At 70.0% G+C, this 13,412-nt stretch carries 10 protein-coding genes and 1 pseudogene; 2 read left to right on the forward strand and 9 right to left on the reverse strand.

Annotation, left to right across the window (positions count from 1 at the left end; all coding sequences use genetic code 11):
- Positions 1–39: 39 nt before the first annotated feature.
- Together J7E89_RS30025 and J7E89_RS30030 are read right to left on the reverse strand one after the other, a co-directional pair.
- Positions 40–1,989, reverse strand: a complete 1,950-nt coding sequence (locus J7E89_RS30025; RefSeq protein ID WP_214977616.1) for an ABC transporter ATP-binding protein — start codon at positions 1,987–1,989, stop codon at positions 40–42.
- Between the two features lie 29 nt (positions 1,990–2,018).
- Positions 2,019–2,819, reverse strand: a complete 801-nt coding sequence (locus J7E89_RS30030) for an alpha/beta fold hydrolase (RefSeq protein ID WP_214977617.1) — start codon at positions 2,817–2,819, stop codon at positions 2,019–2,021.
- A gap of 503 nt (positions 2,820–3,322) precedes the next feature.
- Between J7E89_RS30030 and J7E89_RS30035 the strand changes: the two genes are divergently transcribed.
- Entirely contained in the window at positions 3,323–3,535 is a 213-nt protein-coding gene (locus J7E89_RS30035; RefSeq protein WP_308315645.1) for an MbtH family protein, read from the forward strand.
- A gap of 135 nt (positions 3,536–3,670) precedes the next feature.
- On the opposite strand, the gene J7E89_RS30040 is transcribed toward J7E89_RS30035, so the two are convergent.
- The 7 genes from J7E89_RS30040 to J7E89_RS30070 all read right to left on the reverse strand — a co-directional run bounded on the left by J7E89_RS30040 (position 3,671) and on the right by J7E89_RS30070 (position 11,183).
- Positions 3,671–4,855, reverse strand: a complete 1,185-nt coding sequence (locus J7E89_RS30040) for a ParB N-terminal domain-containing protein (protein WP_251061290.1) — start codon at positions 4,853–4,855, stop codon at positions 3,671–3,673.
- A gap of 701 nt (positions 4,856–5,556) precedes the next feature.
- Positions 5,557–6,558, reverse strand: a complete 1,002-nt coding sequence (locus tag J7E89_RS30045; protein WP_214977619.1) for a proline racemase family protein — start codon at positions 6,556–6,558, stop codon at positions 5,557–5,559.
- The gene (locus J7E89_RS30050) at positions 6,558–7,517 is read right to left on the reverse strand and encodes a dihydrodipicolinate synthase family protein (RefSeq protein ID WP_214977620.1); all 960 of its coding nucleotides are present in this window, start codon (positions 7,515–7,517) and stop codon (positions 6,558–6,560) included. The genes J7E89_RS30045 and J7E89_RS30050 overlap by 1 nt, the downstream gene beginning before the upstream one ends.
- A complete protein-coding gene (locus J7E89_RS42130) occupies positions 7,514–8,989 on the reverse strand; it encodes an FAD/NAD(P)-binding oxidoreductase (RefSeq protein WP_214977621.1) in 1,476 nt (491 codons plus the stop codon). Before J7E89_RS42130 ends, J7E89_RS30050 begins: the two co-directional genes overlap by 4 nt.
- Positions 8,986–9,297: a (2Fe-2S)-binding protein gene (locus J7E89_RS30060; RefSeq protein ID WP_214977622.1), complete on the reverse strand. Its 312-nt coding sequence runs from the start codon at positions 9,295–9,297 to the stop codon at positions 8,986–8,988. Before J7E89_RS30060 ends, J7E89_RS42130 begins: the two co-directional genes overlap by 4 nt.
- Positions 9,294–10,502 (reverse strand): FAD-binding oxidoreductase, encoded by a 1,209-nt coding sequence (locus J7E89_RS30065; protein WP_214977623.1) that lies wholly within the window; start codon positions 10,500–10,502, stop codon positions 9,294–9,296. Before J7E89_RS30065 ends, J7E89_RS30060 begins: the two co-directional genes overlap by 4 nt.
- A gap of 57 nt (positions 10,503–10,559) precedes the next feature.
- Positions 10,560–11,183 (reverse strand): XRE family transcriptional regulator, encoded by a 624-nt coding sequence (locus J7E89_RS30070; protein WP_308315646.1) that lies wholly within the window; start codon positions 11,181–11,183, stop codon positions 10,560–10,562.
- A gap of 234 nt (positions 11,184–11,417) precedes the next feature.
- On the opposite strand from J7E89_RS30070, the pseudogene J7E89_RS30075 reads away from it, so the two are divergent.
- A pseudogene (locus J7E89_RS30075) lies at positions 11,418–13,411 on the forward strand (SpoIIE family protein phosphatase).
- Position 13,412 lies beyond the last annotated feature (1 nt).

A 13,412-nucleotide genomic window follows, 5' to 3' on the forward strand; every position in this document is an offset into this window, starting at 1 on the left:
TCGAACTCGACCGCGGTGCCGGAGCGAACGTAGGCCCCGTCAGTGAGGTTCGGGGCTGAGACCGATCTCCTTCGACGGAGCCTGCTTGGCGAACTGAGTGCGGTAGAGGTGGGCGTAGAGGCCGCCCGCCTCCAGCAGTTCGTCGTGGGTTCCACGCTCACCGATCCGGCCGGCCTCCACGACCAGTATCTGGTCGGCCTCGCGGATGGTGGACAGCCGGTGTGCGATCACCAGCGAGGTACGTCCGGCCAGTGCCGTGGTGAGCGCCCGCTGGATGGCCGCTTCCGACTCCGAGTCAAGGTGTGCGGTGGCCTCGTCGAGGACGACGACCGGCGGTGCCTTGAGCAGCAGCCTGGCCAGGGCGATCCGCTGCTTCTCGCCACCGGACAGCCGGTAGCCGCGGTCCCCGACCACGGTGTCGAGGCCGTCGGGGAGGGCGCGGATCGTGTCCCAGATCAGCGCTGCCTCACACGCCTCGATCAGTTCGTGCTCGCTCGCATCGGTCCGGGCGTACTCAAGGTTGGCCCGCAAGGTGTCGTGGAAGAGGTGCGCGTCCTGCGTGACAACGCCGACCGTGTCCCGCAGGGACTGCAGCGTCAGGTCCCGCGTGTCGTGGCCGCCGATCCGGACCGCCCCCTCATTCGGGTCGTAGAGGCGGGGCACGAGCTGGGTGATCGTGGTCTTGCCCGCGCCCGACGGCCCGACCAGTGCGGTCAGCTTGCCGGCCGGGACGCGGAAGCTCAGCTCCTTGAGCGTCCACGCGTTGTCGGTCCGCTCGGGCCGGCGAAACGCGATGGACTCCAGTGAGGCGAGGGAGACGTCCTCGGCGCTGGGGTAGCGGAAGCTGACCCGGTCGAACTCCAGGTCCGGCGCGTCACCGTCACTGCCACCCGCTGCCTCCCGCGACCGGACTTCGGTCAGCGAACTGGCGCCGGACCGCTCAGCGATGTGCGGCTTCAGATCCAGTATCTCGAATACCCGGTCGAAACTGACCAGGGCCGTCATCGCGGTCGCCTGCATCGTCGACAGCTGGTTGACCGGCCCGTAAAGCCGCATGAGCAGAGTGACCATGGCCACCAGGGTGCCGAGCTCGAGCGCCCCGGAGATGGTCAGGGCTCCGCCCAGGCCGTAGACCAGAGCCGTGGTGAGCGCGGTGAGCACGGTGACGACGATGCCCAGTACGTTTCCGTAGACCACTGACATGACGGAGATGTCGCGGACCTTGCTCGCTTTGCCCGCGAACAGTCCCGCCTCGTCCTGGGAGCGGCCGTAGAGCTTGGCGAGCATCGCCCCCGAGACGTTGAACCGCTCGTTCATCATTGAGCTCATATCGGCGTCCAGCTGCATCCGTTCCCGGGTGAGCCGCTGCAGTCTGCCCGCGATCAGCCGGGCCGGCAGAAGGAAGCACGGGATCATCACCAGTGCTGCGAGGGTGATCTGCCAGGAGAGGTAGAACATCGCCGCGAGCACGAGAATCAGGGTGAGTACGACGGACACCGACTGGGACAGCAGCGTCGTCACGGCCTGCCGGGCCCCCACGACATCGGTGTTGAGCCTGCTGACCAGTGAGCCGGTCTGAGCGCGGGTGAAGAACGCCAGCGGCTGCCTCTGGACATGCTCGAACACCTTGGTGCGCAGGTCGTACACCAGGCCCTCGCCGATCCGGCCGGAGCACCAGGCATTGACGTACATCGCCCCGGCCTCGACCAGTGCCAGCCCGGCCACGAGCACGCACAGCCACACCACAACCGCGGTCCGCCGCTCCAGGATCCCGTCGTCGATGATCGCCTTGAGGATCAGTGGACCTGCGGCCGTGATGACCGCCTGAGCGATCGTGGCCAGCATCAGGAGGGCCATCGGCCATCGGTACCGGAGGGCGTACGGAAGAATTCTCCGCACGGTGCCCGGCTTCACGCGCTGGCGGGTGATCGATTCGTCCTTGAAACGTCGCCCCGCCCGGCCCGTCGCGGGGCCGCCCTTCGTCGCCATAGATTCCTGCCTCGCGGTCGTGATGGCCGTCAGTATTTGTCGAGGAATTCGATGATCGCGGCGTTGACCTTCTCGGGGCGTTCCAGGTTCCCGAGGTGGCCGCAGTCGGGAATCTCCTCGTAGTCGCAGTCGGGAATGGCGTCCGCTACTTCGGCGACCAGGTGGGGCGGGCAGATCAGATCGTCGGTGAAGGCGATGGCGCGGCAGGGCACGGTGATCCTGCGCAGGGCTTCGCGCCGGTCTCCCATGGTGTCGACCGCGGCCTGCCCGTCAGCGGTGTTTCCGTTGTCGGTGAGTTCGAATATGTCCAGCCATCCGGACACGGCGGCTTCGTCGTTCAGCGTTGCCGGAGACAGCATTTCGAGGACTGTCCTGGCGGCCTGATAGTTGGCCGGCAGGCGGATGCCGCTGTCCCGCAGTGTCCGTTCCGCTGTCAACAGCGCCTTGCGGGTCGCGTCCGATCGGGCTCTGGTGGCCATGAGGACCATGGAACGCACCAGGTCCGGCCGGCCGATCGCCAGTTCCTGGGCGATCATGGCGCCCATGGACGTCCCGATGATGCGGCATGGGCCGAGGCCCAGCGCCTCGATCAGTCCTGTGGTGTCGGCGACCATGTCGGCGAGCGCGTAGTTCCCCGGAGGCACGTCCGAGGGCGCGATGCCCCGGTTGTCGAAGACGATCGTCTCGTAGCCGGCGCGATGCAGCGCCGGCGTCTGGTGCATGGTCCAGACATGGCCTGCCGCTCCCGAGCCCATGATGAGGAGTACGGGCTCTCCCCGGCCCGAGCGCTGGTAGGAGAGCCGGATCCCGTTGGTCTTCACGAAGGGCATGACACGCCCTCGTCGGTGGTCGTTGCGGGCAAGAGGGCCTCCTGGTCGTCGTAGAGGGAGCGGTCCAGGGGTGGCAGACGGCAGCGTGCGCGCGGCACTGGGCGATGGCCCCCGGCTCTTTTGGCCCCGTGGCATCCGTGGCATCCGGGGTGGGTTCCGGCCCGCCCGGTTCACGCCATGGCTCCCGGCGCCCCACCATGGCACCGTGCAAGCACGCTGATCAAGGGCAGCACACGGAGTGAACCAGCTCGTTCCCAGCCGGCGGCCGCCCGTGCAACTGATGCATCGGCGCAGTTGAACGGGCGATTGCGAACGAGTGGAGTCCGAAGCCGCGGGCCGCTGTTGACGCGCTCACCGAGGCTGGGGCCATAGTGGATCTCGGCGGGGGGCCGAGCGACGTACGAGGCGGCCACTGAGTACGGAAATGGGGCAGGTGACACAGCCCCGGTGACTGCCCGCCACCGACGTGATCCACATCATGAACCCAATGAAAGGACGACGTGGTGACGAATCCCTTCGACGACCCCGATGCCGAGTACATGGTCCTGGTCAACGACGAGGGCCAGCACTCCCTTTGGCCTGTCTTCGTAGAGGTACCCGAGGGCTGGGAGACCATCTTCGGGAAGGCGGGGCGCCAGGAATGCCTCGACTTCATCGAGAAGTCCTGGACCGATATGCGCCCCAAGAGCCTTATCGAGGCGATGGCGCAGAAGTAAGCCCGGCTCCATCACGTCGCCGACCGCGTCTTCGTGGTCGGCGACGTTGGCGTGTCGCCACTCCGACGCCGGCCGGGCGATGTTGGGCGCCCGTGACACGGGCGCCCAACTCGCCGCTTGCCAACAGTGGTCAGGTCACTGTCCTGAAGCCTTCCGGGGGACGGAACGGTCACGCTCGTCCAGGTGCTGCGCGAACTCCAGCCACGTCGCCGCGTACTGCCGGGCGAGGCTCCCCACCAGGGCTCCACAGTGAGGTGGCACCGCGGCGGTCAGGGTGGACCATCCCTCCATTGCCACCGCGTTCTGCTGCAGGAGCCGCAGAAGGTGTCGTCCCTCCTCCTTGAGGCGCAGCGACGGATCCCGCAGCAGTTTCTCGAGCACCGAGGCCGGATCCGGCTGAACGAGTCGTGGCGTCCGTCCCGGTCTTCGCCGGTCTCCCTGGGTGGCCTCCGCCGTGTCGCCGTCCGCTTCGGCCGCGACTGGCGCTTCCGAGGCCTTGGCAGTGTTCGGCGGTACAGCTGCGGGCAGCTCACCTGACTGCAGACGCTTTCGGACGTCGCTGGCCGTCGCGGGCGAGATCGACGCCAGCCGCGCTATCTCACGCAAGGAAGCCTGGGGGTTCTCGGCTATCACCTCGGCGGCCCGCCACCGGCCTTCGGCGCTGCTCAGGGGGCGTACTCTCCCGTCGCGGCCGATGCGTGCGTTCAACTGCGGCACGGAATCGGTTGAACGGCGCCGGATGGACGCCACGGCCCTGGCGCCCAGCCCCGAGGCCCGGGCGATCGCCCGGTCGGACATATGCGGATGCGACGCCACGATCCGTGTGGCAGCGATGCGACGGTCGGCCTGCGACAGCGGGAGGCCGTGCGCGATATTCGCTTGGACGGAATGCAGGAATGCGTCTTCGGCGGTGCCTTGGAAATATTCGACATCGATGGTGTCCTGACCGCGGATCAGCGCGGCGAGCAGGCGGTGCATTCCATCGATTACGCGCATGTCGGATCTGCGGACAAGTATGGGAGGTAATGGCCCGTCGATTTCGGCCAGTCGGGCGACGTGCTCCTGGTCGGGCCCCTCGGAGCGCGGAGACTCGCCAGGCAGGAGTGTCGCGATCGGAACAGGGACGACAACCTTCTGCTCACGAGCATCGGGGAGAACCGATGGACCGGTCGAATGCGTCGTCGTTTCCATGTGACGTGTTGAATCGAGTGTCTCTGTGTCAGGAGAATGCAATTCGTCCACCCCGTTGGTTGTGCTCATGATCTGGCTGCCGTGAGATTCCGGCGGATTCGCGCCGTTGGTGCGCAGCAGCCGTTGCATGCCGGCGTTCCGTAACCTCGTCCCAAGATGTTGATCTCGGCCGGGCACCGCACAGTCGTGTCCTTCTTTCCCCTTGGTCATGTGGCTGGGCCCCAGCGCCCGCTTGGACCCCCGTGCGCCTGGTACGAGCCCAGGTTCACAGTCGCCACGTTGTTGTTCTGCTCGTTCAGGACGGGATTGCCGCCCCGAAACACCGACGCCTCTACCCGTTCCAAGAAGTGGCGTCGCACAGCACTGTTGTTGAGCTTTCCCTACATTACGCGCACGCGCACGCGCAGTCGCATTTCGCGTGGTCGTTCGAGCCTTCGGCTTCGCACCAAGACCCGCACTCATGTTCGTCATTCGCCGCAGCGCTGTCGAGGCGTTCAAGGTCACCCGGGCGCGTGGTGCGCCGGTGTGATGCCGTCATTGCTGTGATCCGTGCCAGCGTGACCGGAATGATGGGTGCGCCGGCGACAGCGGGGCTGGGAAGCCGAAGGCCGAGACTGCGCAGCACCGTTCCGGCGGGGTGCGGGGGAGTGGGGACGCCGCGCACCAATGCGACTCTCTCGCCCGAGGTCGCCGCTCTTGATGAGGAGACGCAAACGGACCGCACCTTATCAGATTGGTGCTGACTTCCGTCTGCCTTATTTTCGCAGTGTGTTGGCCGAACTAATGCTTTCTATTTCCGTCGTCTCGCGTACACAGCCAGGCCCCACTCGCTACATAACGAAGCCGTGGGGGAACGGATCAGTCGGATCGAGGAGATAGTTCGCAGTCCCGGTGATCCACGCCCGGCCGGAGAACTCCGGCACGACGGCCGGCAGGCCGGCCACCTCGGTCGCCGCGAGCAGGTGTCCGGTGAACCGGGTGCCGATGAACGACTCGTTGACGAACTCCGCGTTCAGCGGGAGCTCCCCGCGAGCGTGCAGCTGCGCCATGCGCGCCGACGTTCCGGTGCCGCACGGTGAGCGGTCGAACCAGCCGGGGTGAATGGCCATGGCGTTACGGGAATGCCTCGCATCCGACCCCGGGGCGATGAACTGCACATGCTTGCAACCGCCGATGAGCGGATCCAGCCGATGCACCGGCCGCCTCTGCTCGTTCACCGCCGCCATGATCGACAGGCCGGTGGCGAGAATCTCGTCCTTGCGCGCCCGGTCGAACGGGAGCTCGAGCTGCTCCAGTTCCACGATGGCGTAGAAATTCCCGCCGTACGCCATGTCGTAGCGGACGACACCCACGCCCGGGACCTCCACGGCCGCGTCCAGCTCGGTGACGAAAGCATCCACATTGCGCAGGGTGACGCGTTCGGCCACCCCGTCGCGGACGGTGACGCGCGCCTCGACCAGCCCGGCGGGTGTGTCGAGGCGTACGACGGTCTCCGGCTCGGTCACCGCGACCATTCCGCTCTCCACCAAAACGGTGGCCACGCCGATGGTGCCGTGTCCGCACATCGGCAGGAATCCGCTGACCTCGATGTAGAGCACGCCCCAGTCGGCGTCGGGCCGGGTCGGCGGCTGGAGAATCGCGCCGCTCATCGCCGCGTGTCCACGTGGCTCGTCGACCAGATACCGGCGCAGCGGGTCGAGGTTGTCCACGGCGTAGCGGCGGCGCTCGGCCATGGTGTCGCCGGGGACAGGGCCGACACCGCCCGTGACCACCCGGGTGGGCATGCCTTCGGTGTGGGAGTCGACCGCGCTGATCGTACGGACCGAACGCATCAGGCCGACCGCTTCCCGAGCGCCGCGACGGCGCGGGCCACGTCGGCGCCGATCTGCTCACGCTGAGCCGGGGACAGGGGTCCGCGGGGCGGGCGGCAGGCGCCGCCGAACCGGCCGACCTGCTCCATGCCGAGCTTGATGGCCTGGACGAATTCGGTACGGGAGTCCCAGCGGAAGGCAGCGACCAGTGGCTCGTAGAGCGCGCGGGCCTCCTCCAGCTTGCCGGTGGTGGCCAGCTCGAACAGCAGGGCCGACTCGGCGGGAAACACGTTCGGGAAGCCGGCGAACCAGCCGGTGGCTCCCATCAGCAGGCTCTCCAGCACGACATCGTCGGCGCCGCTGATCACCTCGAGGCCGGGCGCCCGTTCCTTGATCTCCAGCACGCGTCGCACGTCGCCGGAGAACTCCTTCACCGCGACGATGTTGTCGATCTGCGCGATCTCGGCGAGCAGGCCGGGGGTCAGGTCGACCTTGGTGTCGATGGGGTTGTTGTAGACCATCACCGGAAGGCCGACGGACGCCACCGCTTCGTAGTGCGCCAGGACTTCGTCCCGGTTGGCGCGGTACATCGTGGGCGGCAGGCACAACAGTCCGTCGGCCCCGTCCTCGGCCGCGATCTGCGCCCAGTGCAGGGCCTGGTGTGAGCCGGCGCCGTGCACTCCCACGACGACCGTGCCGGAGCCGTCCACCGCCTCGATCGCGGTACGGGCCACCGCCCGCCGCTCCTCGTCCGTCAGGGACGAGTACTCGCCCAGCGAGCCGTTCGGGCCGACTCCGTGACACCCGTTGTCCACCAGCCACTTGCAGTGTTCGGCGTAACGGTCGTAGTCCACTGCGAGCCCGGCCGGCGCCGACGCGCTCTCGTAATAGGGGAGGGCTGTGGCCACGACGACGCCGCCGAGACCCCTGAGCTCGCCGAGCCCCCCATGAGTACTGAGCTGCTGCGTGGTGTCGCTCACGAATCGTTCTCCTTTGTCGGGTCGGGGGGCGCGGCCAGTTCGCCGAGCCGAATGGGCTGGGCGATCGGCCGACGGTGCGGGCAGGCGGCCGGCATCCCCTCCACGGGGCCGGCGCCGGCAGCGGGTGAACTGCCCAGCGCGCTGAGTTCGGCGACCGTGGGGCCACAGATACGGGCCTGACACGGACCGAGGCCGGCCCGGGTCTCCAGCTTGGCGACGCGCGCCGCAGCGCCTGCCGGGTTGGTGAGGGCCTTACGGAGCGTGGCGTAGTCGGTCTCCTCGCAGCGGCAGACCACCGTGTCCGGCCGCAGCCACCCGGACCAGGCCGCGCCGATGGGGTGCGCCCGGGCCAGCCGCTCGGCGAAGGCCCGGCCCTGGTCCCTGCTCCGGCGCAGGCGGCCCAGGGCAGGGGCCGCCGGGTCGCCGCTGCCGGCGATCCACCCGGCGACGGCCCCCTCCGCGCGCGCGGCCACGGCACCCGCGATGCCGGTGATCTCGCCGGCGGCATACGTCTCGGGGCGGCTGGTCCGCTGGTCGTCGTCGACCGCCACGAATTCGCCGCCGTACGACACGTGCAGCGCGCAGCCCGCGGCCAGCGGCAACTCCAACTGCGGGCTGAAGCCGTGCGTGACGCACAGCGCGTCCACCGCCGTGGTCCGCTCACTGCCAGGCAGCACCGACCAGTCCGGCCGCAGCCGCGCGGTGACGACCTCTTCCACCCGGCCCTCGCCGCGGGCCTCGACGACGCCGCGCCCGGTCCGGTACGGCACCCGACGGCGGATCAGGCCCGCCGAGTACACGAAGAGTTCGCGGGCCTTTCCGGCCGCCTGTGCGGTCAAGTCCCAGGGGCGGCTTGACCAGCCCCGCGCCAAGGTGGCCGGTCCGTTGGCCTCGAGTACCTCCAGTACCCGGGAGCCGGCTTCCAGTAGCGACGCGGCCACGGGAAGCAGGAACGGTCCGGTGCCGGCGACCACCACGCGGTCACCGACCACCACCCGTTCCCCCTTGGCCAAAGCCTGTGCCGCGCCGGCCGTGAACACCCCGGGCAGCTCCCAGCCCGGAAAGGGCAGCACCCGGTCGTGAGCACCGACGGCGAGCACCAGCGCGTCGGGAACGAGCACATGGCGCCGCCGGTCACCCCCGTCGGCCTGGCCGCGCAGTACGTGCACCCGTGGCGGGCCCGGCTCACCCGGAGCCGGACGCTCCAACGCCCACACCGCGGTCTCCGGCCACCACGTACAGCGCGGATGGGCCAGCACCCGCCGGCGCCGGCGGTCGAAGGCGCCCCAGCCGTGCTGGAGCCGCTCCGGGTGGGCGGCGGCGTAGGCAGCGGGCAGCATCCGGTGGTACTGCCCGCCGGGCTGCTCCGCCGTGTCGACCAGCGTCACATCGGCGCCCGCGCCGAGCGCCGCGCCGGCCGCCGCGAGGCCGGCGGGACCTGCGCCGATCACAACGACATGACGGGGCGTCACTCCTCCTCCTCAACCCGGGACTGGGTGGTCACCACGTCGCCGTCGCGGGCCCGGCGGCGGCAGGCGCGCACGTCGCGCTCGGTGCCGACGGTCACCACGCAGTCGAAGCAGACGCCGATGCCGCAGAACGCGCCGCGGGCGGCGCCGGAGGGACCGCGACGCCAGGCCAGGCGGTCGGCGGCGAGCATCACGCCCGCGAGACTCTGGCCGGCGATACCGTCGAGGGGCTCGCCGTCGACGGTGATCCGCAGCGGCCGGTCGTGCCGTCCGGTGGCATCGCTCTCCACTGGGACACGTCGCGGGCTCATACCGTCTCCTCATTTCCGGTGCGCGCGGCGGCGCCGAGTACGGCCGGACGGTCCACCCGGAACGCCGTCGCGTCGATCTCCGTCGGCTGATTGAGCATCAGGTCGCGCAACAGCACCGCCGTGCCGAGCGACAGGCCGATCCCGGCGCCCTCGTGACCGCCGGCGTGCCACAGGCCCGCAAGCCGGGGGTCGGAGCCGATGACCGGCAAGTGGTCGGGGACGTAGGGGCGGAAGCCGCCGTACGCACGCATCACCGGTACGCCCGCCAGGCCGGGGAACAACCGCAGGGCCTTGGCGGCGATCGCCGAGAGCACCTCGGGCCGCAGCCGGTCGTCGAATCCGACCCGACGGCGTGCGGAACCCAGCAGTACGCTGCCGGCCCGGGTGGACTCCACCACCGCCGAGGTCTGCAAATCCTCCGCGCTGTTGCCGACCGCGCCGACGTAGTCGGCGTCGTAGACCTTGTGGAACACCATGGGCGGCAGGGGCGTCGTTACGAGGATGTCGCCGCGCCGGGGCCGGACGTCGACCGGCGCCCCGAGGCGGGCGCTCAGCTCGCCGGCCCACGGGCCCGCGGCGTTGACGAACAGGTCCGCGTCGATGAGGCCGGCCGAGGTGCGTACGGCGGTGAGGCGGCCCCCGCGCGTGACGGACCCGAGCACCTCGCACCCGCTCCGCAGCGCCGCGCCGGCCGCGAGCGCGTCCGTGAGCAGGGCCACGGCAGCGCCGGCGGGCTGCACTTGGGCGTCGTCGGGATAGTGCAGGGCCGCGGTGTGGTCGCGGGTGACATGGGGCTCGGCCTCGGCGAGCGCGTCCGGGCCGAGGGCCTCCGCCCGTACGCCGGCCTCGCGCTGGGCGCCGGCGAAGCGGGCCAGCTCACGGGCACCGGCGTCGGTGGTCGCGACGACGATGCCTCCCTTGGGTTCCCACTCCACCGCCGCCACCGCCGCGGTCCCCTTGGCGGACCGTTCGGCGATCGCGCCGAGCACTTCGGGCCAGAGCCTGCGGGACAGCTGGGCCAGCAGCAGCTCCGGGCCGGGGCCCTTGTCGGAGACGAGGACGTTGCCTTCGCCGTGCGAGGTGGTTGCCGCGGCGGGGCCACCCCGGTCGACGACGGTGACGCGGAAGCCGGCGAGGGCGAGTTCGCGAGCGCAGGCCGCACCGACGATCCCGGCGCCCAGCACAGCCACGCGCATTCCGCCCATCGCCCCTCCGTTCGCTTTATCGAACGAAATTGAGGCTAAGGCGGGGTGAGGGGCATGTCAACGGCCAAGCGGCGGCAAGGAATCGAGGTGGGGCGCCACCTGCGGCGCCCGCTGGTCCTTCCGGTATTCCAGCAGCAGTACGGAGCGCACCGGCCCCTCGGCGGCAAGGTATGCGTGCGGCAGGGACGCGTCGAAGCCCACATAGTCGCCCGGGCCCAGCTCCACCTCGTGCCCGTCCACCTGTACGCCCAGCCTGCCGCACTGTACGACGGTGTGCTCGGTGCCGGTGTGGCCGAGCGACTCCTGCCGGCAATCCGCCCTGAACTGCTGGTCGTAGACCTCGAAGACGGTGTCGCCAGTGTCGATCCGCCTGAGCGCGCGCAGGTCGACCCCCTCGCCGCTCAGCACCTCCACGTCATCGGCGCGCACCACGGTCAGCCCGCCGGGTGCCCGGGCGTCCAGGAGATCCGACACCGGCATTCCCAGTGCGCTCGACAGGCTGAACACCGTCTCGATCGTCGGGTTGCCGCTCCCGGACTCCAGCTGCGACAGCGTCGCTTTGCCGATCCCGGAGCGCCGTGACAGCTCGGAGAGCGACAGCCCGTGCAGCGCCCTGGCCCGCCTGAGATTGGCCGCCAGCATCTCCTGGATCGAGCCCATCGAGCCCCTGTGGTCGCTCACGCCTTCCCCCTCCATCGCCTTCGTTCACTTTATCGAACGAAGGGGCATGCGCGCGGCGCCCACCATAGCCGCGGCATGGGCACGTTTCGCCGGGGGAGCACCCCGCACCGAAGCCTCGGATAAGGTGATTCCGTAGGAAATACACCCTCCCGGGGTTAGGTCGATGCGTTGGACACACACCAGTCGGCGGGCGAGGTTCCGGCACAGCCCCCGGCGGTCGTCGGGTACGCGGGTGTGCTCCGCGAGATCCTTCCGATCGCGCTGTGGCGGGAGGACGCGGACGGGCGCATCGTCGAGTGGTCGCTGGCCGCCCGGGACCTGCTCGGACATCAGCCCGAAGACGTCCTCGGACGCCCTGCCACCCCCCTGCTGGTTCCCGACGGCAACCGGGACCTGGCCGATCAGCTGACGCGGCGGGTCCAGGCGGGTGAGACCGTCGTCGGAACCCTGCCGGTGCGCCATCGCGACGGTCACGACGTGACGATCGAGATGTGGATCGTCCCCGCCACCGACCCGCGGGGACGGCCGGGCACCCTGCTGATCGCTGTGGAGACCTCGGAAGTCCTGCACATGCGGGACTCGCTGGCGGCCCTCGAGAGTCTCTTCACGCAGTCGCCCATCGGCCTCGCCACCCTCGGCCCGGACCTTCGTTTCCTGCGCGTCAACGACGCCCTGGCCCGGATGAACGGTGTCTCCGCCGCCGAGCACCTGGGCAAGCGGCTGACCGAGGTGGTGCCCGGCGTCAACGCCACGGCGCTGGAGTCGATGATGCGCCAGGTCCTGGAGCGGGGTACGACCGTGGTCGACGCCCGCCGGACCGGCCGGACCCCCGCCGACCCCGACCGCGACCGTACGTGGTCCTGCTCGTACGCCCCGCTGCTCGACAACGCCGGCCGGCGGCTGGGAGTGATCGCCTCCCTCATCGACATCACCGAGGGCCAGCAGGCACAGATCGAGGCCGAACGGGCCCAGCACCGTTTCGCCCTGCTCGCCGAGGCCGGCACCCGCATCGGCACCACCCTGGACCTGCGGCAGACCGCCGAGGAAGTCGTCCAGCTGCTCGTGCCGCAGCTCGCCGACTCGGCCGACGTACAGCTGCTGGAAGAGGTCCTGGAACCGGACGAGGCCGCCGCGTCCACCCGCGGTGTGGTCCGCCGGCTGGCGGCCGCCTTCCCCGAACCGTCCGCCCCCACGGCGAAACTGGTGCCGGGCATGACCTTCCGGATTCCGCCCGGCTCGGTGTACGAGCGGGTCATCGCCGACGGGCTGCCCATGAACCTGTACCAGTCCGACGTCCCGGCGCTGATCACCGACCCCCGCTCCGACAGGCTGCGTACGTACCTCACGACCCTCGGTTCCGCGCGGCTGATCCCCCTGGTCGCCCGCGGCAAGGTGCTCGGCGCGGTGGTGGTCACGCGACTGCGCACCCGCGAGCCGTTCGACGAGCAGGACTGCGTACTCGTCGACGAGCTGGTCGCGCGCGCCGCGCTGAACATCGACAACGCGCGGATGTACACCAGCCAGCGGGAGGCCGCCCTCACCCTGCAGCGCAGCCTGACCAACAACGCGCTGCCCGAGGTCACCGGCCTCGAACTCACCGGGCGCTACCTCCCCGCCAGCGACCACGAAGTCGGCGGCGACTGGTTCGACGTCATCACACTGCCGGAGGGCAGGACCGGACTGGTCATCGGGGACGTGATGGGGCACGGGATCCATGCGGCAGCCGTCATGGGACAACTGCGCACAGCGGTACGCACGCTCGCCCGCCACGACGTCTCCCCTGCGCAGATGCTGCGATCCCTCGACGCCGTCGTCTCCGACCTGGGCGAGGACGAAATGGCGACCTGCGTCTACGCCGTCCACGACCCGGCGACGGCCCCTGCGTGATCGCCAGAGCGGGCCACCCCCCGCCGGCCGTGGCCACGGCCGGCGGGGGGATCACGTTCCTCGACGGTCCGCAAGGCGTGCCCCTGGGGACAGGAGGGGAGGACTTCCGCACCCAACGGGTGGCGCTCCCGCCGGGCAGCCTGCTGGTGCTCTACACCGACGGCCTTATCGAAGCCCGCGACAGGGACCTCGACGAGGGCCTGGAGCAGCTCGCGCGGGCGCTGGTCCGCCGTGAACAGCCGCTGGAGGAACTCTGCGACGGCATCCTCGAACAGTTGCTGGCCGCCCGGCTGGCGCAGGACGACGTGGCGGTGCTGCTGGCCCGCACCCGGCGGACATGAG

Source organism: Streptomyces sp. ISL-100 (assembly GCF_018614615.1).
Taxonomy (GTDB): domain Bacteria; phylum Actinomycetota; class Actinomycetes; order Streptomycetales; family Streptomycetaceae; genus Streptomyces.

Bases quoted from the DNA above. Each gene is read 5' to 3' on its own strand.
- J7E89_RS30040 (WP_251061290.1), bottom strand. From the start codon at position 4,855: ATGCAACGGCTGCTGCGCACCAACGGCGCGAATCCGCCGGAATCTCAC.
- J7E89_RS30065 (WP_214977623.1), bottom strand. From the start codon at position 10,502: ATGGGCGGAATGCGCGTGGCTGTGCTGGGCGCCGGGATCGTCGGTGCG.
- J7E89_RS30030 (WP_214977617.1), bottom strand. From the start codon at position 2,819: ATGCCCTTCGTGAAGACCAACGGGATCCGGCTCTCCTACCAGCGCTCG.
- J7E89_RS30025 (WP_214977616.1), bottom strand. From the start codon at position 1,989: ATGGCGACGAAGGGCGGCCCCGCGACGGGCCGGGCGGGGCGACGTTTC.
- J7E89_RS30045 (WP_214977619.1), bottom strand. From the start codon at position 6,558: ATGCGTTCGGTCCGTACGATCAGCGCGGTCGACTCCCACACCGAAGGC.
- J7E89_RS30060 (WP_214977622.1), bottom strand. From the start codon at position 9,297: ATGAGCCCGCGACGTGTCCCAGTGGAGAGCGATGCCACCGGACGGCAC.